We start from the raw sequence: 21,989 nt of genomic DNA on the forward strand, positions 1-21,989 counted from the left end.
GCCCGATCTCCGCGCCCGCCCGTCCCCCGGCTCTGGGGACGGGCGGGTCACGCTCAGTCGCCCGTGCGTTCCTCGGCCTCGGCGATCCGCTCGGCGCTCCACAGCCGCCGCATCTCCGGGCAGCTCTCCAGCAGCTCGCCGAGCCGCCCGCGCCCCGCGACCAGGCCGCCGTCGAGCACCACGATCTGGTCGGCGCGTTCGAGCGCGGCCTGCCGGTGGGAGACGACCAGCAGGGTGCCGTGGCCGGCGATCCGCTCCCACAGGAGCCGCTCGGTCTCGACGTCGAGCGCGGACGACAGGTCGTCCACGACCAGCAGGTCCGGGTCGCGTACGAGGGCGCGGGCCGCGGTGGCCCGCTGCACCTGCCCGCCGGACAGCCGCACCCCGCGCGGCCCCACCACCGTGTCGAGCCCGTCGGGCATCGCGGCCAGGTCCGGCTCGAACGCGGCCAGCTCCAGCGCCCGCCCGATCTCGGCGTCGGTCGCGGGCCGGCCGAGGAGCAGGTTCTCGCGCAGGGTCTCGGAGAACAGCCTCGGCACCTGGCTCGCGTACGCCGCCCGGCCGGGGACGAGGAACGTGCCCGGGTCGCCGACGGGCACGCCGTTCCACGAGATCGTGCCCTCGTCCAGCGGCAGGAGGCCGAGCAGGGCGCGTACCAGGGTGGTCTTGCCCGAGCCGACCGCGCCCGTCACGACCGTGAACGAGCCGCGCTCGACGCGCAGGTCGATCCCCCGCACCCCGCCCGCGCTCAGCCCGCGAACCTCCAGCACCCGGAGCGGGCCCGGGTGCGGGGGCACGGCCGCGACGGCCGGTGGGTCGCGGCGCAGCCAGACGTCGGCGCCGCGCGACAGGTCGCCGGCGCTCTCGTGCGGCGCCATCAGCCGGGTGAGCCGGTCGGTGGCGACCGCGGCCTGCGGCAGGCGGTAGAGGACGGTGCCGATCGACCGGGGAAGAGCCGTGAGCCAGCCGACGTAGCTGGTGAACAGCGCGAGGTCGCCCACAGTGAACTCGCCGCCGCGCATCGCGGGGGCGGCCAGGAGCAGGACGAGCCCGATGCTGAGCTCGACGGTCGCGCCGGTCGTGGCGTCCAGCAGGTCGGTGGCCAGGCGGTCCTTGACGGCGGCCGCGCGCCGCCGCCGGTTGTGCTCGCGCAGCCGCTCCAGCGCCGCCTCCTCGGCTCCCGCGGTCTTGATCGCGAGCACGCCGCCGAAGATCTCGCCCACGTACGCCGTGACGGCCGCCCCGAGCGTCCTGGCCCGCTGGTGCAGCCGCCCGATGGTCTGCCGCATGAGCCTGCTCAGCACGCCGATCGCGACCATCGGCAGCACCAGCGCCACCGTGATGACCGGATCGACGGACGCCATGATCGCCAGCGCGGCGACGGCGAAGAGCGTCGTCCCGGCCAGGCTGACGCTCTCGTCGGTGAAGTCGACCGCGTCGGCCACGTCGTCCCGCAGGCGGGCGACGGACTCGCCGGGCGAGTGCGGCAGCCGCGCCGAGGCGGGGCCGCGGGCGGTCAGGACGGAGCGCAGGGTGTTGGCGCGCAGCAGGGTGGCCGCCGCGGCCCACCAGTAGACCCCGTACGTCCACGCGATGACGATCATCAGGCCCCGGGCGACCTCCACGCCCACGAACGCCGCGCACAACCACAGCGCCCAGCCCAGGTCGCCGCCGAGCCCGTCGAAGATCCGCTGCAGGACGAGCCCGCTCGCCAGCGGGATCACGTGGACGGGCAGCCAGAGCAGCGCGCCGACGAGGTATCGGCGGAAGTCGAACGTGGCCAGCCTGGTGGCCACCAGCATGACCGGCTTCACCGGCTCACCCCCGCCAGGTCGAGCAGGCGCCCGAACCTGCTGCCGGGGGCGGCGGCGAGGTCGGCGCGGCGGCCGTACTCGACGATCTTGCCGTGGTCGAGCACGGCTATCTTGTCCACGCGCGACAGCGAGGACAGGCGGTGCGCGATGATCACGCCGGTCCGGCCGTCGAGCAGGCGGTCGATGCTCCGCTCGATGCGGCGTTCGGTGGCGGGGTCGAGCCTGCTGGACGCCTCGTCGAGCACGACGAGCCCGGGGTCGGCGAGGAACGCGCGGGCGAACGCGATGAGCTGCGCCTCCCCCGCCGACACCTCGCGCAGCTCGGTGTCGAGCCCGCCGGGCAGTCCGGCCAGCCAGTCGCCCAGCCCGACGCCGTGGAGGACCTCCCGCAGCCGCGCGTCCCCAGGGGACGGCCGGAAGAGCGTCAGGTTGTCGCGCAGGCTCGCCGCGAAGAGCTGCACGTCCTGCGTGACCACGCCGATCCGCGTTCGCAGGGACGCCTGGTCGGCCTCACGCAGGTCCAGCCCGCCGACCCGGACGGCGCCCTCGGTCGGGTCGTACAGGCGCAGCGCCAGGCGGGCGAGCGTGGTCTTGCCGCTGCCGGTGCGCCCCACCAGGCCGAGCGTCTCGCCGGGGGCCAGCGTGAGGGTGACGCCCGACAGCACCTGCTCGTCGTCGCCGGGGTAGGCGAAGCCGACGCCGTCCAGGCGCAGGCCGAGCGGGCCGGTCGCGGGCAGGGGCCGGGTGCCCTCGGGCAGCGTGCGCCGCTCGGCCAGCAGGTCCGCGATGCGGGCCAGACCGGCCAGCGCCGCCTGGTACTGCCTGATCTGGTCGATGAGCCGCTCGAACGGCGTCCGTACCATCAGCGTGTACTGGAAGATCAGCACGGCGGTGCCGACCGTGAGCGTCCCCGACCGCAGCGCCCAGGCGGCGAGCCCGAGCATGATCGCGGTGCCCGCGGCGAACGCCACCGACGTGCCCGCCAGCAGCGTGGTCCCGATGCGCGCGTCCCTGACCTCGGCGCGGTAGAGGGCGGCGCTGACCTGGTGGAAGCGGCGTACGGTGTGCTCGCCGGCGCCGTTGGCCCGCAGGTCCTCGGCTCCGGCCAGCCGCTCCTCCAGCATGCCGAACAGCCGCGCGCTCGCCGCGCGTGACCGGGCGGCGGCCGGGACGGCCAGCCGCTGGGCGCGGGCCATCCCCCACCCGATGAGCAGGCAGTAGACCAGCAGCGCGCAGCCGATGCGCCAGTCGACGCCGAACACGATGACGACCACCCCGGCCAGGAGCAGCACGCTGGCCACGACGTCCATGAGGAACGCGACGACGAAGTCGGCCACGGCCACGACGTCGCCGTCCACGCGTTCGATCATCTCGCCGGGCGTGTGCCGGCCGTGGAAGCCCAGGTCCAGGCCGAGCGCGTGCCGGGCGAGGCGCTCGCGCAGGCGGTTGGTGCCGTCCCAGGCCAGACGGCCGGCCAGCCACGCGGTGACGAGCCGGGCGGCCTGGCCGGCGACGGCCAGCGCCAGGTAGCCGACGGCGATCAGGGTCAGCTGTCTGATGCTCGCGCCGCCGATCGCGTCGTCCACGAAGCGGCGGGTGATCTGCGGCGCCGCGAGCGGGAGCGCGGTGGCGGCGGCTATGGCCGCGACGAGCGCGGCGCTCCGGCGGGGTCCTGGGCGCAGCAGACGCAGGACGGAGGTGTTATGCGGTGGAATCCGTTGGTCGAATGATCTCGATGACAAACGTCATGCCCTTTGGATAGGAGGTCTCATTGCTCTGGCGGGACATGAACGTTGTCCTCATCGCCGACCTCCTTGATCCGATGGGCTCGCTCCCGGGAGTACAGCAGCCCCGCGCGGGCCGGGGCAACCGGTTTACCCGCTCCCCCTCAGCACCCCGGCCCGCGCCAGCCCGTCGGTCAGCCGCGCGCGGGCGGGGCCCGGGAGGCAGTCGAGGGCGTGCGGGTCGTCGGCGGCCAGCCGGGAGACGGGCACGACCTGGTACGGGTTGAGCCGGAACGACCGCCCTGACCGCAGGCTCACCGCGAACGTCCCGGGCCCGCACCCGTCGGGCCCGGCGCCGCCGGCCACCACCTGCACGCACGGGTCCCATCCGGGAACGGACTCCGCGCCGGACACGGAACAGGCGGCCAGGCGCCCCGGCGGCAGCCCGGGAAGCCGCTCCAGCCACTCCTTGATCATGCGGGTGACCTCGTAGGCCCGCATCGTGTCGGGCGCGTCGAACTCCACCCACCTGACCAGGTCGTCCCCGGCCTCCGGCGGGAAGCGCACGCTCTGCCCGGCCCACTCCGAGCGGATCGCCATCCGGTACGGCCGCAGCCCGGCCAGCCGGACCCCGCCGGCGCCAGCCGCCAGCAGCTCGACGGACTCCCCCGCGGCGCCCGCGGCCACGCCTGGCGCGCCCAGCACCAGCTCGCACGTCACCGGCACGCCCGGCGGGATCGCGGCCAGCAGCCGCCGCAGGTTGACGGTCCACCCGTTCAGGCCGGTCACGGCGGCCAGGAAGTCGATCCGCGTCACGGCGATCGTCAGGCCGCGGCAGCGCGCCAGGACGTCCCCGGGGAAGGCGGCCACCCGCTCCGCGTCGAGCCATCCGGCCCACGGCCCGCCCGCGGGCGGACGGCACGCCCCGGTCACCCAGCGCACCTGCTTCCCCGGCCGGGTGTCCGAGGCGTCCCGCGACCGTGCCCCCTCGACGGGCCCGGCGTCAGTGTCCTTCCCTTTGCCGGCGCGCCACAAGGGGCGGATCACCCGTTCGGGCGACCACGCCGAGAACTCGACCCCGGCCAGCTCCGGCACGCGCCGCAGCGCCGTGCCGTGCTCGGCCACGAGCCGCCCGCACAGCGTCACCCACCCCGCTCCCAGCGCTCCCACCAGCGCGAACGCCGCGGGAAGCTGCCGGGCGCCGTCCAGCGCGACGTGCGCCCGCCGCCCGCCGGCGACCTCCGCGGCCAGCTCGACCTCGGGCCGGAACACCTCGCACCGCCCGGCCGCGCCGAGCACGTCCCTGCTGCTCTGCATGCTGCCCTCGGCCAGCTCCAGGTCGTCGATGCTGAGCCGGACCGCGGGGTCGGCCGCCAGCCGCAGCGCGGTGCCCACCGCTCTGAGGCGGGCGTCGTCGAACGCCTGCCGTTCCAGGACGGCCGCCGCCGCCCGCTCGAGCAGCGCCGCGAGCGGCCCGCCGTCGAGCCGTTCGGCGGCGGCCCGCAGCCGGGACGGGTCGGCGAGGCGTTCCACGACGTGTTCGTTGAGGTCGAGCACCTCGGCTCCGGGGGGCGGCACGACCTCGGTGGTGAAGTCGGTGAGCGGCGGGACGACGAGCAGCTCCATCAGCGACACTCCCCCTGCCACGGGTACGGATGCGCCGCCCGCGCGCCCGGGGCCACCGGGTCGGCCACCCGCGAGCACGAGTCCGCGCGCACGTCCGCCGGTCCCGGATAGCGGGCGACCGCCCGCGAACGCGTCGCCGGCGCCGGGGAGCAGGTGCCGGTCACCTCCGGCTTCGGCCGGGACGCCGGGCTGCGGCCGGCCGGGCGCAGGTAGACGCAGCGGAGCTCGGCGGCGAACCGGAGCCCGCCGTCGCGCAGCCAGCACTCCTCCGGCCCCGGCAGGGTCTCCGTCAGCGTGAGCCGTTCGGCCGTGGCCGCCAGCCGGCCCAGCCCCTCGACGAGCGCGGGCGAGCGGGTGTCCACGTGGATCGGCCGGCGTTCGCGGGGGGACGCGGCGAAGAACGTCACGGGCAGGTCGTGCGTCTCCCGCAGCCGCGCCATCGCGACCAGCAGCTCGCGATCCCCGACCGCCTGCCCGAGCGCCTCGAACGACGCCCGCCCCACGCGCCACGCGCGCCGCGAGATGACCACGTTGTCCCAGGTCAGCCGGGGCACCCGGGAGAGGTGCCGCAGGTCCGGCCGGCGAACCCTGGGCAGGGCGAGCGCCGTGTGCAGCGCCGTGTCGTCGTGCTCGCCGTTGTGCAGCAGCAGCGGCCCGTCCACCCCCTTGGCCCGCAGGACGGCCCGGCGCCCGTCGCTGTGCACGTACAGCTCGTCGAGCCCGATCCGGCGCCGCCCGCCGTCGGCCGTCACGCCGCCCAGCTCCAGCACCGGCCCGGGGAACTCCAGCGGCGGCCGGCCGGTGGTGCGGCGCGAGATGACGTTGAGCGCGGTGTGGCCGCCGAGCGCCCGCACGATCGCCGCGTCCCGCTCGGCGACGAGCGCGGCGCCGTCGGGGTGGAACTGCAGGGCCCACGGCGTCAGCAGCGCGACGTCGTGGAGGTCGCCGAGGACCAGCGGGGTCAGCCCCGGCTCGTACGCCTCCAGCGACGGCGCGGCCACCATGACGTCGGCCGAGCAGAGCACGGGCGCGGCCGGCGGCTCGGGGTCGTCCAGCAGGCCCGCGAGGTCGACGGTGGCGGCGCCGGGCGGGGCGGCGCGCACGATCGCGGCGATCCGCTCGGCGAGGCGGTCGCCGTGGCGGATCTCCAGGTCGCCGGTCGCCCCCAGCACCTCGGCCAGCCCGAACGTGCCCGCGCCGAGCCGGCCGGCGAGCAGCCGGTTGGTGCGCTGCCTGGTCAGCTCGGCGTCGGCGGCGAGCAGGTCGAGCACCTGGGGCACGCGGCCTTCCAGGTCGGCCGCCAGCCCTTCGCCGACGGTCACCCGGAGCGTGCCGGCCGCGGCCTCGTGCACGACCGCGCGGTCGTCGCCGGGCCGGTCGCCGGGCCGGTCGTCGTGCGCCCGCCCGCTGCCGGCCAGCGTCTCGACCCGCCGCTGCAGGGCCAGCTTCACGTCGGGAGAGGCGGCGGGATACTGGGCGAGCAGCTCGGTGATCTCCCGCACGCGCCGCCCCACCGGCAGGTCGCCACCCGAACGGTGGGCGTCCGGACGGGGAGCCTCCGAGCGGGGAGCGTCTGGGCGATGGGCGTCCGGGCGCGGGACATCCGAGCGCAGGGCGTCCGAGCGCGGGACGTCCCGGCGGTGGGCGTCCGGGCGGGGGGTTTCGGCGGGGAGGCGTTCGCGTAGCCAGGAGAGCGGGTCGGAGACCGTGGCCGGCGGGCAGAGATCGTGGGTGAGCAGCCCGCGGCGCACCGCCACCGCCAGGGCCGCCGCGGCCTGCTCCAGCTCCGTCCCCGACTCGGCGGCGATCTCGGCCAGTGTCCGGCTCCCGTCGCACAGCGCGACGAACGGCGCCGCGTCGGGCACGGCGTCCGGCACGGCGCCCGTCCAGGTCCGGCGGCGCGGCACCAGCCCCGCCACGAGCGCCGGGTCGGCCAGGACGCGCTGCTGGAGCGACTCGCCCACCCAGCCGGCCGGGTACGCGACCCGCCGCGGCCGCTCCCGGTGGCCCGACCAGGTGTGGCCGCCGGCCGCCGCGGGCTCGACGCGGCCGTGGCCGAGCGGCCCGAAGGAGCACGTGGCGCAGAGCCCCTGCAGGACCGAGCCGACCAGGCGCCGCAGCCGGCCGCCCTTGGCGACGCCGCGCCGCAGGTCGCGGTAGAGGCCGGGCGCCGAACGCACGAGGGCGTCGAGGAAGCGCTCGTCGGCCGCGATCCCGGCCACGGCCGCGCGGGCGAGCGCCGCGTCGGCGGCCGTCGTGCCCGCCAGGGCGAGCCGGGCGTCCTCCAGCGACCCGGTCACCTCGTTCCAGGCGGCGAGCCAGCCGGCGGGCGCGGGCGTGTCGCCCGGGAGCGGGCGCAGGTCACGCAGGCGGCTGCGCAGACCACGCGGCAGCCGCCCGCTGCCCGTCCCGCGTGCGGAACGGGCGTCCCCGCCTACGGCGCTGCGGGCCGGACGGGGGTCCTCGGCCGAGGCGCGGCGGGCCGGGGCCTCGGCAGGGGCACGGCGGGCCGGCCCCTCGGCCGGGGCTCGGTGGGCCGGGGCCTCGGCGAGCAGGTCGAGCGCCCGCCGCTCCAGCCGGACGACCTCGGCGGCCGCCGCCGCGGCCCGCGGGTAGGCCAGGGATCGGACGAGCTCCCAGGCGAAGCCCGCGCTCCGGACGGTCACGGCCGGCAGCAAAGTCCAGTCCTGCTCGCTCACACGGCCACCCCTTCTCGCGCGGAATTACACCCGGCACGTCTTAACTCAAAATGCTTACAAGATCATCTTTGCTTGTCAATGAGACCGTCGATGAGAAATCAATGAGCAATTCATGACGCCCCGACCACCGACACCTGCAAATCCCGCCATAAGATGCAGAGTCGTTTACTTCTGGTTTTCATCCCCTTATCCGCCCTGCACAGAGGCCAGATCCGGGTGCGACGGCCCGAATTCGGCCGCTCATTTCACGGTTTTCTTCCGTACGTTCGAGAAAACCGCCGTTACGCCGTTCCATGACGGGGGATGAAGGACTCGTGACGGATGGCGGGCGACGCAAAGAGCCGAATCTCTCGACACCGGCGTTCGTCGCCGGGCTCGTCGTCATCACCGCGGTGGTGGCCGCGCTCGACATCCTTTCGGGCACGGCTGTGCGGCTGTTCCCGCTGCTGATCTTCCTCCCGGCGATCGTGGCCGGGCTGGGCACCGTGCGGCAGACGGTCGTCGCGTCGCTGTGGGTGGTCCTGGCGGCGGCGGGGGTCACCACGTACCTGGGCGGCGAGCTGGACGACAACCTGCTGGCCGCCGGGTTCACGGCCGTGTTCGGCGCGCTGAGCGTCTTCGGCTGCGCCTACCGGGTGCGGCGCGAGGAGGAGGTGCACCGGCTGCGCTCGGCGGCGGCCGCCCTCCAGCAGCTGATCGTGCGCCCGCTTCCGCTGCGCACCGCCGACGTCGTCATCGACGGCCTCTACCAGCCGGTGGAGGAGGACACGATGGTGGGCGGCGACATGTACGAGGTCGCCGTCTCCCACCACGGCACCCGGGTGCTCATCGCCGACGTGCAGGGCAAGGGGCTGCCCGCCATCGGGACCGCGCTGGCCGTGCTGGGCTCGTTCAGGGAGGCGGCCTACCGGGAGGAGACCCTGGCCGGGGTCGTGGAGGCGATGGAGAACGCCGTGGCCAGGCAGAACACCTTCGCCGCCACCACCGGGGAGCCCGAGCGCCTGGTCACCGCCCTGGTGCTGGACATCAGCCGGCAACTGGACGTCGAGGCGGTCAACTGCGGGCACATCGCCCCGTACATGATCCACCGCGGTGACGCGCTGCAGGTCAGCCTCGGGGAGCCGTCCGTGCCGCTCGGCGTGGGCACGCTCGCTCCCGGGCCGCGCGGCGGCGCGCGGTTCGCGTTCCCGCCCGGCGCGGCGCTGGTGCTGTGCACCGACGGCGTCACCGAGGCCCGCGACCCCCGCGGCGCCTTCTACCCGCTGGAGGAGCGCCTGGAGGGCTGGGCCCCCGACCCTCCCGACCGGCTCGCCCAGGCGCTCGGCGAGGACCTCCGCGCGTTCACCAGGACCGCGCCGCGCGACGACATCGCGATCCTCACGCTACGCCGGTCCGAGTCCTGACCTGCCGGGAACGGGCTCGCGCACCGTCATGAACCGGTCGCTCCACCCACGCGTACCTACACACATCGGACATGTCCATGGAGGTGTCGTGGAGCTCAGCCTCTTGCGGGCACAGGCTCACAGCCCGTCGTATTTTTCGTTGATGCGTGCCTCGTCAGGAGAGCGCGCGCCGGTTGACTTCTGCATCCCGTGCAACCCATATTTCCCGACCCCGGAGATCTTCGAGCATCTCGGGAGAAACCTGGAGACGATTCTCAAGTTCTATCCGAGCGACGCGGGCACGATCACCGCGGAGCTCTGCGCCACGCTCGGGCTCCACCCGAAGACGGTCGCCATGGGCAACGGGTCGACCGAGTTGATCACCTGGATCGATCACCTGCTGGTGCGCGAGAGCCTCGCGGTGCCCATCCCGACCTTCGGGCGCTGGACCGACCAGCCGCTGGAGACGGGCAAGCGGGTGGACATGTACCCGCTGCTGGAGAGCCGCAACTTCACCCTCGACGTGCAGGACTACGTCTCGTTCATCCGCATGCGCGGCTCCCGGGTCGCGGTGATCTGCAACCCGAACAACCCCGACGGCGGCTACCTGCCCAAGCACGAGGTCCTGCAGCTGCTGGACGAGCTCATCGACCTCGACCTGGTGATCGTGGACGAGTCGTTCGGCGACTTCGTGGACTGCGAGCCGGACGCGGGGCTGGCGGCGGAGGCGGCGGTCCGGCCGAACGTGATCGTGCTGCGCAGCCTGGGCAAGAACTTCGGCCTGCACGGCATCCGGTTCGGCTACATGGTCGCCAACCCGGCGCTGGCCGGGCGGGTGCGCGACGCTCTGCCCAAGTGGAACCTCAACTCGTTCGCCGAGGTCATCGTGTTCATGATGCGGCAGTTCATGGGCGAGTACCACAACAGCCTCAGGCTGGTGGGCGCGGACAGGCGGGCCATGTTCCAGCAGCTCAGCACCATGCCGGGGCTGTCGGTGTTCGCGTCGCAGGGCAACTTCCTGCTGATCAAGCTGCCGCCCGGCTACGACGGGGTGGGACTGCGCGACCACCTGCTCTCCGAGCACGGCGTTTACGTGCGCGAGTGCGGCAACAAGCTGGGCACGACCAGCCAGTTCATCCGCCTGGTCGTGCGGCCGCAGGACGACGTGCGGCGGCTGCTCATCGGCATGACGCAGTTCCTGTACTCCGGCAGCCTGCACGAGATCCCCGTCATCGGGGTCCACCACCGGCACGTCAACCCGCTGTCGGCCTGAGATTCCGCCCGGGCCCCGGCAGCGCTCCGCCGGGGCCCGGGCGGGCCCCGCTACTGCCGGTGGAGCCGGTAGCGCTTGGGCAGCTTGAACCCGCGCTCGGCCATGATCTGCCGCAGCCGGTCGGGGTAGTCGGTGATGATGCCGTCCACGCCGTCGTCGATGAGCTTGTTCAGCGTCGGCCCGTCGTCGATCGTCCACGGGATCACCTTGAGGCCGAGGGCGTGCGCCTGGTCGACCATGTCCTTGGTGACGTACGCCTGGTAGCCGGGGTCGGTCACCTTGCCGTTCTGCGGGAACCCGTGCACCGGCGAGAACGCGTCCGCCCCGAACGACTTGACCGCCTTGAGCGGGTCGCCGCCGAAGTCGTCGATGTCGATGCCGCCCAGCCAGGGCGAGGCGCCCGGCTGTCCGGTCTGCAGGAAGTCGCGGTTGGTGAGCGCGACGAGCGGCAGCCGCGGCTCCAGCTCCCGCATCCGCATCAGGGCGCCCCAGTCGAAGCTCTGGATCGTGACCTGCCGCAGCATCCCGGCCTGCCGGATCTCCTGCAGCGTCACCTGGACGAACTGCTCCCTGGGCGCCGTCTCGCTCGGGGCCCCGGCCTCCACCTTGGTCTCGACGTTGAGCTTCACGCCCCACGCCCGGTACCGGCGCACCAGGTCGAAGACCTCGCGCAGCATCGTCATCGGCGCCCCGGGCACCGCCCGCTGCCCCGGGAACTCCGCCAGCGTCTGCGACCCGCAGTCCATGGTCCTGACCTGCTGGAGGGTGAGCGTGTTGATGTACTTGCCGACGTACGGGAACTCGGGGTCCCCGGGCACGGCGGGCGCCGTGTCGCGGCACTTCCTGTTGCTGATCCGCCTGTCATGCGTGACGACGGCCTGGCCGTCCTCGGTGATCTGCACGTCGAGCTCCAGCGTGCCGACGCCGAGCTCCAGCGCGTTCGCGAACCCGGGCAGGGTGCTCTCCACCACGAGCCCGAGCCCGCCCCGGTGCGCCTGGAGGTCGAACGCGCGCCGCCCGTCGGCGAGCGCCGCCTCGGGCGTGGCCGTCAGGGTCACCGCTGCCGCCGCAAGGACCGCGAGCCATCTCTTCTTGTTCACACGCGACAAGATCTGGCATGACGGGGACGGCCGGGCGTACGCGAGATGAGCGCGGGACGAAGCCTTCGCGATCAGGCGCCCTGCCCACGGCGGGGGGCCAAGCTGCCGACGCGTGGGTCCGAACAGCCTACACTGATCCGTATGCATACTCCCGATTGATCTGGCGTCGCACGCCTCAATCCTCCGTTTCCTAGCTCGGGAGTGTTCCGCCAACATGATCATCGCCAGTGACATAGAGCTGCGCGCGGGCGCGCGGCTGCTTATCGAAAAAGCGTCGTTCCGGGTCAACCCGGGCGACAAGATCGGGCTCGTCGGGCGCAACGGCGCGGGCAAGACGACCCTCACCAAGGTGCTGGCGGGCGAGGGCCTGCCCGCCAGCGGCGCCGTCACCACCAGCGGCAGCGTCGGCTACCTCCCCCAGGACCCGCGCACCGGCGACCTGGAGGTGCTCGCCCGCGACCGCATCCTGTCGGCGCGCGGTCTCGACGAGGTCATGCGCAAGCTGCGCGAGGCCGAACTCGGCATGTCCTCCGCCGACGACCGCACCCGCGAGAAGGCCGTCAGGAAGTACGGCAGGCTCGAGGACCAGATGCACGTGCTGGGCGGATACGCGGCCGAGTCCGAGGCCGCGTCCATCGCCTCCAGTCTCGGGCTGCCCGATCGCGTGCTGTCACAGCCGTTGCAAACGCTTTCCGGCGGTCAGCGCAGACGCGTGGAATTGGCGCGAATTCTTTTCAGCGGGGCGGAAACTCTCCTTCTCGACGAGCCGACAAACCACCTAGATGCCGACTCAATCGGGTGGCTTCGTGATTTTTTGCGTTCGCATCAAGGCGGCTTGGTGATCATCAGCCACGACGTCGGTCTTCTTGAAGCGACGGTCAACAAGGTCCTGCACCTGGACGCCAACCGCTCGGTGATCGATCACTACAACGTCGGCTGGAAGGCCTACCTCGCCCAGCGCGAGACCGACGAGAAGCGCAGGAAGCGCGAGCGCGCCAACGCCGAGAAACAAGCAGGTGCGCTGCTCGCGCAGGCCGACAAGATGCGCGCCAAGGCCACCAAGGCCAAGGCCGCGCAGGACATGATGCGGCGTGCGCACCGGTTGCTGTCGGGCACCGAGGAAGAGCGCCAAAGCGACAAAGTGGCGCGGTTGCGCTTCCCCGAGCCGCAGCCGTGCGGGCGCACTCCGCTCACGGCCGAAGGGCTGTCCAAGTCGTACGGCTCGCTGGAGGTCTTCACCGACGTCAGCGTGGCCATCGACCGAGGTCACAGGGTCGTCATCCTCGGTCTGAACGGTGCCGGCAAGACCACGCTGCTGCGGATTCTCGGCAACATCGAGACTCCCGACACGGGCGAGATCCGGCCCGGCCACGGCCTCAAGGTCGGCTACTACGCCCAGGAGCACGAGACCCTCGACGCCGGCCGCACCCTGCTGGAGAACATGCAGTCGGCCGGGGGCCAGTTCACCGACACCGAGCTGCGCAAGGTGCTCGGCTCGTTCCTCTTCACGGGCGACGACGTCGACAAGCCCGCCGGGGTGCTGTCCGGCGGCGAGAAGACCCGGCTGGCGCTGGCGATCCTCGTGCTGTCGAGCGCCAATGTCCTCCTTCTCGACGAGCCCACGAACAACCTCGACCCGGTCAGCCGCGAGCAGGTTCTCAATGCTCTGAGGTCCTATTCAGGAGCAATCGTCCTAGTCACACATGACGAGGGTGCCGTTGACGCCCTGTCACCGGATAGGGTGATCTTGCTACCGGACGGAACTGAAGACGCATGGAGCGACGAATTTTCCGATCTTGTGGCACTTGCCTGATCTTAATTTGAGTGGGTACGGATCTTTTCCCGTGGAGTAGGTAGCCGATCCCGCTGAAATGACTGATCATGGCGGAGTAACGCTGCGGAAGTCCGGCACTACAGGAGGTACTCGTGGCCGAGACACTGAAGAAGGGCACCCGGGTCACCGGGGCCGACCGGGAAAAACTGGCCGGCGATCTCAAGAAGCGCTACGCCGCGGGCGAGAGCATTCGCGCCCTGGCCGCTTCGACCGGTCGGTCTTACGGGTTCATCCACCGCATCCTGAGCGAGTCCGGCGTGACTCTGCGCGGGCGCGGCGGGGCGACCCGAGGCAAGTCCAAGCGCTGACGGCCGCCTCGGAACGTGCGACCGCAGCCGCCCGTCCCTAGTCAGCCATACCGTCGCGCCCGGGCCAGAACCATGTTCTGTAGGCTCGGGCGCGACGGTCAGCACACTGGGCGCGCACTCCTTGCGCGACCAGGACTGGAGGGAGCGGGCGATGGCGGCAGCACAGGCGCGACAGCGCGGGGGGAATGCGGACGAGGTCTCCGTCACGGCGGAGCACGGAGTTCGTCTCGAGGTGGACGGTGAGATAGCGACGATCACGCTGGACCGGCCGGAAAAGCGGAACGCGCAGACGTTCGCGACATGGTCGGCGCTGGCTCGGATCGGCGAGAGCCTGCCCGAGCAGGTGCGCGTAGTCGTCGTGAAAGGTGAGGGACCGTCCTTCTCGGCAGGGATCGACCTGCGGATGTTCACACCTGAGGGGGTGCCCGGACAGGGCTCGTTCAGCTCGGCGGCCAAGAGCGACGACGCATCCTTCGAGCAGCGCATCAGCCAGGCACAGGCGGGGTTCCTGTGGCTGCGCCGCCCGGAGATCGTTTCCATCGCCGCAGTGCAGGGGTACGCGATCGGTGCGGGGTTCCAACTCGCGCTCTCCTGTGACCTGCGGATCGTGGCCGATGATGTTTCCTTCTGCATGAAAGAGCCCGCACTGGGCCTGGTGCCCGACCTGACGGGGACCAAGCCCCTGGTCGAGCTGGTGGGCCTGGCCAAGGCGATCGACATCTGCCTGACCGCCAGGACCGTGCACGCGGACGAGGCCATGCGCATCGGCCTCGCGGAGCAAGTGGTCGCTCGGGGCGACCTGGATCAAGCCGTACGAGACAAGGTCGCGGAGCTGCTGGCCGTCAACCGGGACGCGGCGATCGCGACGAAGCGACTCCTCCAGGGGGCGCAGGGCCGCTCCCTGGAGGAGCAGTGTGCGGCCGAGCGGATCGAACAGGCGGCCCGCATCAAGGCCCTCTTCGCCTGACCCATCGGACGGCCGCCCCTCGGAGGCGCGGGGCCCTCGCGGGCTCGCCCTGGACGGCCGCCCGCCACCGCTGCCCCATCCGGGCGTCCGAGGCGAACCCAGGGCCGCCTCGCGTCCTCAGGCTCCCCGAAGGACGGACGTGGCGACGGCGGCGAGCGCCCTGGTCACGCGGGTGGGCGGTAGGTTGGGAGGGGCGGCGGCGCCGGTGGGTTTCGCGCTGAGCGGACGGGGGAATCGCCGGGCGCGCCGGCGGTGCTCTCTCCCGTGGAGAAGGAGGGATCCCCCGGATGGCGATGATGGGAGGGGGTTTCGGCCCCAACGTTATGGCGTCCCTGCGGCGCGACGGCTCGGTGACCAAGCAGCGGCTGCGGCCCGGCACCGTGCGGCGCATCGCGCGCTACGCCAGGCCGTACAGGACGCACATTGCCGCGTTCCTGCTGCTCGTCGTGGCGGGCGCGGTCATCGTGATCGCCAACCCGCTGCTGATGAAGGCGATCATCGACGACGGCATCCTGGCCAGGCGGCCGGGCGTCGTGGTCGGGCTGGCGGTGACGATCGGCGCGCTGGCGCTGGTGGACGCCGGGCTGACGCTGGTGCAGCGGTGGTTCTCGGCGCGCATCGGCGAAGGGCTGATCTACGACCTGCGCACCGAGGTGTTCGACCACGTGCAGCGCATGCCGGTGGCGTTCTTCATGCGGGCCCAGACCGGCGCGCTGGTCAGCAGGCTCAACACCGACGTGATCGGCGCGCAGCGGGCGCTGACGAGCACGCTGTCGTCGGTGGTCTCCAACGTGGTCAGCCTGGTCCTGGTGCTGGGTGCGATGCTGGCGCTGTCGTGGCAGGTGACGCTGGTCGCGCTGGTGCTGCTGCCGATCTTCATCGTGCCCGCCAAGTTCGTCGGGCGGCGCATGTCGGCGCTGACGCGCGAGCAGATGCAGCTCGACGCCGAGATGAGCTCCGTGACGACCGAGCGGTTCAACGTGGCGGGCGCCATGGTGGCCAAGCTCTACGGCCGCCCGGAGGACGACGCGGAGGTGTTCGGCCGCAGGGCGGCCCGGGTGCGCGACGTGGGCGTGACGGTCGGCATGTACGGCACCGTCTTCCGGGTCGCGCTCGGGCTCGTCGCCGCGCTGGCCACCGCCCTGGTGTACGGCATCGGCGGCGTCCTGTCGGTGTCCGGCGTCTTCGAGCTGGGCACGCTGGTGGCCCTGACCGCCCTGCTGATGCGCCTGTACGGCCCCCTCACGTCCCTGTCGAACGTGCACGTCGACGTGATGACCGCGCTCGTGAGCTTCGACCGCGTCTTCGAGATCCTCGACCTCAAGCCCATGGTGGCCGAGCGGCCCGGCGCCGTGCCGATCCCCGGCGGGCCGGTCACGATCGAGTTCGACGACGTTCGCTTCCGCTACCCGGCCGCCGAGGAGGTCTCGCTGGCCTCGCTGGAGTCGGTCGCCAGGCAGGACAGCGGCCCGTCGTACCCCGTGCTCAAGGGCATCTCGTTCACGGCCGCGCCGGGCCGGCTGGTCGCCCTGGTCGGCCACTCGGGCGCGGGCAAGACGACCATCACGTCACTGGTGTCCCGCCTGTACGACGTCAACGAGGGCGCCGTGCGCATCAACGGGCTCGACGTGCGCGAAGCCACCCTCGACTCCCTGCGCGACACCGTCGGAGTGGTCATGCAGGACGCTCATCTCTTCCATGACACGATCGGGGCCAACCTCCGCTATGCCAGGCCGGAGGCGAGCGACGAGGAGATCTGGGAGGCTCTCAGGGCCGCGCAGATCGGCGACCTCGTGGAGGGCCTGCCCGAGCAGCTCGACACCGTCGTGGGCGACCGCGGCTACCGGCTGTCGGGCGGCGAGAAGCAGCGCCTCGCGCTGGCCCGGCTGCTGCTCAAGGCGCCGCGCGTGGTCGTGCTCGACGAGGCCACCGCCCACCTCGACTCGGAGTCCGAGGCGGCCGTGCAGGTGGCGCTGAAGACCGCGCTGGAGGGCCGCACCTCGCTGGTGATCGCGCACCGGCTCTCGACGATCAGGGAGGCCGACGAGATCCTGGTGATCCACGAGGGCCGCATCGCCGAGCGGGGCCGCCACGAGGAGCTGCTGGAGCGCGGCGGGCTCTACGCCGAGCTCTACCGCACCCAGTTCACCTCTTCAGGTAGCCCAGGCGGTTGAGCTCCTCCCTGGCCACCTTCTCCACCAGCTCCAGATCGGGTCCCCGGAGCTTGGCGCGCCAGGCGCCGACCTTGGGGACGCCGGTGTCGTACAGGACGACCTTGGACACCCGTGTCTCCAGGAACTCCGCGAGCGTGGCGACCGACGGCGCCGGCTTGTGCACCAGGTCCTCGTAGCGCAGCGTCAGGAGCTGCCCCTCGGGCAGCGTCCTGCGCAGCTCGGCGCTCATGCGCACGGCGCTGCGCCAGCGCAGGGCGCTCTTGCCCGCCGCCGGCATGCCCTTCCAGCGCTCGAGGTGCTCGTCCTTGTTGACGCCCAGGAACGGGTTGGGGAACTCGGTCTGCTCCGTCAGCATGGCCGGCTTGAACCAGGCCAGGCACGCGGGGTCGTCGAGCATGCCGGCGACCACGTCCCTGCCGTCGCGGATGAGCTGCACGAACCGCGCGTCGGGGAACGCCTGGAGCAGCACGGTGGCGCTGTAGAGCAGGTCGGGGCTGCCGTCGCCGAACCTGGTGATGTCGCCGGCCGAGACGCAGGGACCGGTCCCTGTGACGCCGCCCGCCTCGCGGCACGGCTCGGCGCACTGGCCGCACGATCGGGGCAGCACCTGCCACGACTCGGCGAGCGCGTCGCGCATGACGCGTACGGCGCCGGAGGTCTGGCCGATGGACGGCTTGCGGGCGAAGGCGTACACCACGTGCGCCACACTCGCGCGGCCCATGGTCACATGGAAGCCGGGGGATCGTTTCAGGGCGCGGGCCAGCAGGTCCGTACCGGAATGCGGCGCTCCGATCAGGAAGACCGGCCGGCGGACCTTGATGCCGTTGACCACGAGGATGTGGGGCGGAAGTCGCATACGAGAGGTAAGTGTGACACCGTTTTCCACGTGTACGAGCCAAACGAGGAGTTGATCCATGCGACCCGGTGACACCGTCGCCGTCGTCTCACCGTCGGGGCCGCCCAGCGCGGTGCTGCTGAGGCGTGGCGTGGAGCGACTGGAGGGCCTCGGGCTGAAGGTGGTGGTGGGCGCGCACGCGCTCGACCGTCAGCCGCTCGACTACCTGGCGGGCGACGACGCCGCCCGGGCCGCCGACCTGCAGTCCGCCTGGTGCGACCCGGCCGTCTCTGCGGTGTTCTGCTGCCGCGGCGGGTACGGCGCCGCCCGGCTCCTCGACCTGCTCGACTGGGACGCCATGCGGGCCGCCGGCCCCAAGGTCCTGCTGGGGTCGAGCGACATCACGGCGCTGCACAACGCGTTCGCCATCGAGCTGGGCGTGCCCACGCTGCACGGGCCGATGGCGGCCTGCGACGTGCTAGCCGCCGAGGAGGGGCCCGAGCCGCGCACGTGGGAGAGCCTGCGGGCGGCGCTGTTCGGGGCGCCCCAGACCGTCCGGGGCGAGCGGGCGCTGGTGCCGGGGCGGGCCGAGGGCGTGCTGGCCGGGGGCAACCTGTCGTTGCTGGCCTCGATGTGCGGGACCCGGTGGCAGCCGTCGTTCGCGGGCAGGATCGCGTTCCTGGAGGACATCGGGGAGGAGCCGTACCGGATCGACCGCATGCTCACCCAGCTCCTGCAGGCGGGGGCGTTCGAGGGGGTGCGCGGGATCGCGCTCGGCTCGTGGGTCGACTGCGGTGACCCGTACGCGGTGCTCGAGGACCGGCTCGGGAGGCTCGGAGTGCCCGTCCTGGCAGGGCTTCCGGTGGGGCACGGGTCGCCCCAGGTGAGTGTGTGGCTGGGGAGACTTGGGGTTATCGATACCGAATCGTGCTCGCTAGCGGGCATCGTCAGTGATGAGGGGCAGGCAAGGTAGAGGGACGAATCCGACAGAAGGGGACACGGCGCGTGAGCTTGTTCAAGCGTGACCGCCGGCCCTCGCGCCGGCCGGTCGAGGATGTCGACCTGGACTCGCTGCTCTCGCTCGTCGCGGAATCCCTCGGATACTCCTTCGAGTTCGCCAAGGACGGCGGCTCCGTGACGCTCAGAGGCGACATGGAGCTGGTCGTCAGGCTCACCGGGCTGCGCCGCGAGGCGGGCCGCCGGGCCAGGGAGGACTGGCCCATGCTGGTCTCCGAGCACCTCGCGCACGCCGTGGCCACCGCGGGCGAGCGGCTGGACGTGTGCGACCTGGAGCAGGCCCGCCCGCTGCTGCGCACCCGCGTGGACGCCGTGGACGCGGTGCCCGACCTGACCCGCGTGGTGGGCCGCCACCTCAACGCCGACCTGGTGGAGCTGCTCTTCGCGGGCTCCCGGCCGGTGCGGCCCGAGCAGGCCGGGTGCTGGCCCGTGGCCGCCGCGAAGGCGATCGACCTGGCCGTCTCCAACGTCCGCCGCGAGGAGCGGCTTGAGGTGGAGACGATCCTGCTGTCCGGCACGCCGGTGACGCGGCTGACCGCCATGACCCCGGCGGCCGCCACGCACCTGCGGTGGCTGGGCGACTACCTCCCCGTGCCCTCCGACGGGGTGCTCGTGGTGCTGCCCGACCCGTACACGCTGCTCGTGCACCCGGTGGACGGGATCGGCGTGGTGCGCGCCATCGAGCGGCTGCGGGTGCACGCGGCGCGCACGGACGGGCTGAGCTCGCAGGTCTACTGGTGGCACGAGGAGCGGCTGACGCTCATCAGGGCCGACATCGTCACCCAGGACGGGCAGACCAGGCTCGTGGTGGCGCCGCCGCCGGAGTTCGCCCGCGTCCTGGCCCGCCTGGCCGTCTGAAGGGCCTGGGGCGGGCTCCAGGAGCGCGGAACGGTCAGGTCCTGCTCACGTAGTCGCGCAGGTGGATCGCGGTGAGCGAGGTGCCGTCGGCGACCAGCTCGCCGGGGGTGCCGGAGAAGACGACCTGACCGCCGTCGTGACCGGCCCCGGGGCCGATGTCGATGATCCAGTCGGCGTGCGCCATGACGGCCTGGTGGTGCTCGATCACGATGACCGTGTTGCCGTCCTCCACCAGGCGGTCGAGCAGGGCCAGGAGCTGGTCCACGTCGGCCAGGTGCAGGCCCGTGGTGGGCTCGTCCAGCACGTACGTGGTGCCGCTCTTGGCCATGTTGATGGCCAGCTTGAGCCGCTGCCGCTCGCCGCCCGACAGCGTGGTGAGCGGCTGGCCCAGGCCCACGTAGCCGAGCCCGACGGCCACCAGGCGGTCGAGGATCGTGCGGGCCTGCCGCTCGGTCAGGAAGTCGCGGGCCTCGGCCACCGGCATGTCGAGCACCTCGCCGATGTTCTTGCCGCGCAGCGTGTACGTCAGCACCTCCGGCGTGAACCGCCGGCCCTCGCACTCCTCGCACACCGACGCCACGCCGGCCATCATGGCCAGGTCGGTGTAGATCAGGCCGATGCCCTTGCAGGCCGGGCAGGCGCCCTCGGAGTTGGCGCTGAACAGGCCGGGCTTGACGCCGTTGGCCTTGGCGAACGCGGCGCGGATCGGGTCGAGCAGGCCGGTGTAGGTGGCCGGGTTGCTCCGGCGCGAGCCGCGGATCGGCGACTGGTCGGCCACCACCACGCCCTCGCGCCCGGCGATGTAGCCGTGGATGAGGGAGCTCTTGCCCGACCCGGCCACGCCGGTGACCACGGTCAGCACGCCGAGCGGGACCTCCACGCTCACGTCCTTGAGGTTGTGCAGCGTGGCGCCCGTGATCGACAGGTGGCCGGCCGGCTTGCGGACGTCGTCGCGCAGGCGTACCCGGTGGTCGAGGTAGCGGCCGGTCAGCGTGCCGGAGGCGCGCAGCCCGTCGAGGTCGCCGTCGTAGCACAGGCTCCCGCCCGCCGTGCCCGCGCCGGGGCCGAGGTCCACCACGTGGTCGGCGATGGCGATCGTCTCCGGCTTGTGCTCGACGACGAGCACCGTGTTGCCCTTGTCGCGCAACTGGAGCAGCAGGTTGTTCATGCGCTGGATGTCGTGCGGGTGCAGCCCGGCCGTGGGCTCGTCGAAGACGTACGTGACGTCGGTCAGGCTGGAGTTGAGGTGGCGCACCATCTTGACCCGCTGCGCCTCGCCGCCGGACAGCGTGGACGACTCGCGGTCGAGGCTCAGATAGCCCAGGCCGATCTCGACAAGGGACTCGAGCGTCGAGCGCAGCCCGTCCAGCACCGGGCCCACGGCCGGGTTGCCGATGCCGCGGACGAAGTCGGCCAGGTCGTTGATCTGCATGGCCGCGCACTCGGCGATGTTGCGGCCGGCGATCCGGGCGGACCGGGCGGCCTCGTTCAGCCGGGAGCCGCCGCAGGACGGGCAGAGGGTGAGCTTGAGCGCCCGGTCGGCGAACGCCCGCGCCGAGGGCTGCATCGACTCCCGGTCCTTGCCCAGCAGGGTCCGCCTGACCTTGCCGGCCAGGCCCTCGTAGGTGAAGTTGTTGGTGCCGTACTTGAGCTTGGTGGGGGGCTTGTGCAGGAAGTCCTCCCACTGCTCGGGCGTGAAGTCCTTCAGCTTGACGGCCGGGTCGAACAGCCCGGACCCCGCGATGACCTGCCACTGCCAGCTGTCCACCGGGTATCCCGGGACCTTGATCGCCCCGTCGTTGAGCGACAGCTCGCGGTCGACCAGGGCGTCGACGTCGATGGTGGACGCCTTGCCCAGCCCTTCGCACTCGGGGCACATGCCCTCGGCCAGGTTGAAGCTGAAGGCGCCGGCCCCGCCGACGTGGGGCTCGCCGACGCGGCTGAACATGATCCGCAGCATCGTGTGCGCGTCGGTGGCCGTGCCCACGGTGGAGCGGGCGTTGGCTCCCATCCGCTCCTGGTCGACGATGATGGCCGCGCTCAGGTTGTGCAGCGCGTCCACGTCGGGGCGGGCCAGGCTCGGCATGAACGACTGGATGAACGACGTGTACGTCTCGTCGATCAGCCGGCGCGACTCCGCGGCGATCGTGTCGAAGACGAGCGACGACTTGCCGGAGCCGGACACCCCGGTGAAGACGGTGAGGCGGCGCTTGGGGAGATCGAGGGAGACGCCCTTGAGGTTGTTCTCCCGCGCGCCGCGGACCTGGATGAGGTCGTGGCTGTCGGCGGCGGTGTGATCGCGGTGAACGGCGCTGGCCTGGCGGCTGGAAACCACGGAACCCTTCCATCTTCGGATTTGTTGCCATAGGGGAAAGCCG

The 21,989-nt window shown here is 72.4% G+C and carries 15 protein-coding genes; 8 read left to right on the top strand and 7 right to left on the bottom strand.

Features of this window, described 5'->3' with window-relative positions; all coding sequences use genetic code 11:
• Positions 1-53: 53 nt before the first annotated feature.
• The 4 genes from ACWDRB_RS28930 to ACWDRB_RS28945 form a co-directional block, all read right to left on the bottom strand.
• Positions 54-1,814, bottom strand: a complete 1,761-nt coding sequence (locus tag ACWDRB_RS28930) for an ABC transporter ATP-binding protein (protein ID WP_449898790.1) — start codon at positions 1,812-1,814, stop codon at positions 54-56.
• Positions 1,811-3,556, bottom strand: coding sequence for an ABC transporter ATP-binding protein (locus ACWDRB_RS28935; protein WP_449898792.1), 1,746 nt, complete (start codon positions 3,554-3,556; stop codon positions 1,811-1,813). The genes ACWDRB_RS28930 and ACWDRB_RS28935 overlap by 4 nt, the downstream gene beginning before the upstream one ends.
• A gap of 132 nt (positions 3,557-3,688) precedes the next feature.
• A complete protein-coding gene (locus ACWDRB_RS28940) occupies positions 3,689-5,164 on the bottom strand; it encodes a hypothetical protein (protein ID WP_449898794.1) in 1,476 nt (491 codons plus the stop codon).
• Positions 5,164-7,863 (bottom strand): hypothetical protein, encoded by a 2,700-nt coding sequence (locus tag ACWDRB_RS28945; RefSeq protein ID WP_449898796.1) that lies wholly within the window; start codon positions 7,861-7,863, stop codon positions 5,164-5,166. Before ACWDRB_RS28945 ends, ACWDRB_RS28940 begins: the two co-directional genes overlap by 1 nt.
• A 314-nt stretch (positions 7,864-8,177) precedes the next feature.
• Between ACWDRB_RS28945 and ACWDRB_RS28950 the strand changes: the two genes are divergently transcribed.
• Entirely contained in the window at positions 8,178-9,266 is a 1,089-nt protein-coding gene (locus tag ACWDRB_RS28950) for a PP2C family protein-serine/threonine phosphatase (protein ID WP_449898799.1), read from the top strand.
• A gap of 142 nt (positions 9,267-9,408) precedes the next feature.
• On the top strand, positions 9,409-10,518 hold the full coding sequence (locus tag ACWDRB_RS28955; RefSeq protein WP_350735174.1) for a pyridoxal phosphate-dependent aminotransferase: 1,110 nt from the start codon (positions 9,409-9,411) through the stop codon (positions 10,516-10,518).
• A gap of 50 nt (positions 10,519-10,568) precedes the next feature.
• On the opposite strand, the gene ACWDRB_RS28960 is transcribed toward ACWDRB_RS28955, so the two are convergent.
• Positions 10,569-11,618, bottom strand: a complete 1,050-nt coding sequence (locus ACWDRB_RS28960) for a glycerophosphodiester phosphodiesterase family protein (protein ID WP_449898801.1) — start codon at positions 11,616-11,618, stop codon at positions 10,569-10,571.
• 214 nt (positions 11,619-11,832) lie between these two features.
• Between ACWDRB_RS28960 and ACWDRB_RS28965 the strand changes: the two genes are divergently transcribed.
• The 4 genes from ACWDRB_RS28965 (at position 11,833) to ACWDRB_RS28980 (ending at position 16,901) form a co-directional block, all read left to right on the top strand.
• On the top strand, positions 11,833-13,431 hold the full coding sequence (locus ACWDRB_RS28965) for an ABC-F family ATP-binding cassette domain-containing protein (protein WP_350735171.1): 1,599 nt from the start codon (positions 11,833-11,835) through the stop codon (positions 13,429-13,431).
• Positions 13,432-13,544: 113 nt separating this feature from the next.
• The gene (locus ACWDRB_RS28970; RefSeq protein ID WP_020547488.1) at positions 13,545-13,760 is read left to right on the top strand and encodes a helix-turn-helix domain-containing protein; all 216 of its coding nucleotides are present in this window, start codon (positions 13,545-13,547) and stop codon (positions 13,758-13,760) included.
• A 151-nt stretch (positions 13,761-13,911) separates the two neighbouring features.
• The gene (locus ACWDRB_RS28975; protein ID WP_449898804.1) at positions 13,912-14,727 is read left to right on the top strand and encodes an enoyl-CoA hydratase/isomerase family protein; all 816 of its coding nucleotides are present in this window, start codon (positions 13,912-13,914) and stop codon (positions 14,725-14,727) included.
• Positions 14,728-15,014: 287 nt separating this feature from the next.
• On the top strand, positions 15,015-16,901 hold the full coding sequence (locus tag ACWDRB_RS28980) for an ABC transporter ATP-binding protein (protein WP_449898806.1): 1,887 nt from the start codon (positions 15,015-15,017) through the stop codon (positions 16,899-16,901).
• Here ACWDRB_RS28980 and ACWDRB_RS28985 read toward each other — a convergent pair.
• A complete protein-coding gene (locus ACWDRB_RS28985; protein ID WP_449898808.1) occupies positions 16,873-17,757 on the bottom strand; it encodes a sulfotransferase family protein in 885 nt (294 codons plus the stop codon). The genes ACWDRB_RS28980 and ACWDRB_RS28985 overlap by 29 nt on opposite strands.
• Before the next feature lie 58 nt (positions 17,758-17,815).
• Here ACWDRB_RS28985 and ACWDRB_RS28990 point away from each other — a divergent pair, with 58 nt between their 5' ends.
• Both ACWDRB_RS28990 and ACWDRB_RS28995 read left to right on the top strand, forming a co-directional pair.
• Entirely contained in the window at positions 17,816-18,709 is an 894-nt protein-coding gene (locus ACWDRB_RS28990) for a S66 peptidase family protein (protein WP_449898811.1), read from the top strand.
• 32 nt (positions 18,710-18,741) lie between these two features.
• Complete coding sequence (locus ACWDRB_RS28995) at positions 18,742-19,611, top strand: hypothetical protein (protein ID WP_449898813.1); 870 nt, start codon at positions 18,742-18,744, stop codon at positions 19,609-19,611.
• Positions 19,612-19,645: 34 nt separating this feature from the next.
• Here ACWDRB_RS28995 and ACWDRB_RS29000 read toward each other — a convergent pair whose 3' ends face one another.
• The gene (locus ACWDRB_RS29000; RefSeq protein ID WP_449898815.1) at positions 19,646-21,946 is read right to left on the bottom strand and encodes an ATP-binding cassette domain-containing protein; all 2,301 of its coding nucleotides are present in this window, start codon (positions 21,944-21,946) and stop codon (positions 19,646-19,648) included.
• Between the last annotated feature and the right edge of the window lie 43 nt (positions 21,947-21,989).

The organism is Nonomuraea sp. NPDC003707 (genome assembly GCF_053587055.1).

Bases quoted from the DNA above. Each gene is read 5' to 3' on its own strand.
- ACWDRB_RS28975 (WP_449898804.1), top strand. From the start codon at position 13,912: ATGGCGGCAGCACAGGCGCGACAGCGCGGGGGGAATGCGGACGAGGTC.
- ACWDRB_RS28985 (WP_449898808.1), bottom strand. From the start codon at position 17,757: ATGCGACTTCCGCCCCACATCCTCGTGGTCAACGGCATCAAGGTCCGC.
- ACWDRB_RS28940 (WP_449898794.1), bottom strand. From the start codon at position 5,164: ATGGAGCTGCTCGTCGTCCCGCCGCTCACCGACTTCACCACCGAGGTC.
- ACWDRB_RS28990 (WP_449898811.1), top strand. From the start codon at position 17,816: ATGCGACCCGGTGACACCGTCGCCGTCGTCTCACCGTCGGGGCCGCCC.
- ACWDRB_RS28980 (WP_449898806.1), top strand. From the start codon at position 15,015: ATGGCGATGATGGGAGGGGGTTTCGGCCCCAACGTTATGGCGTCCCTG.
- ACWDRB_RS28955 (WP_350735174.1), top strand. From the start codon at position 9,409: ATGCGTGCCTCGTCAGGAGAGCGCGCGCCGGTTGACTTCTGCATCCCG.
- ACWDRB_RS28965 (WP_350735171.1), top strand. From the start codon at position 11,833: ATGATCATCGCCAGTGACATAGAGCTGCGCGCGGGCGCGCGGCTGCTT.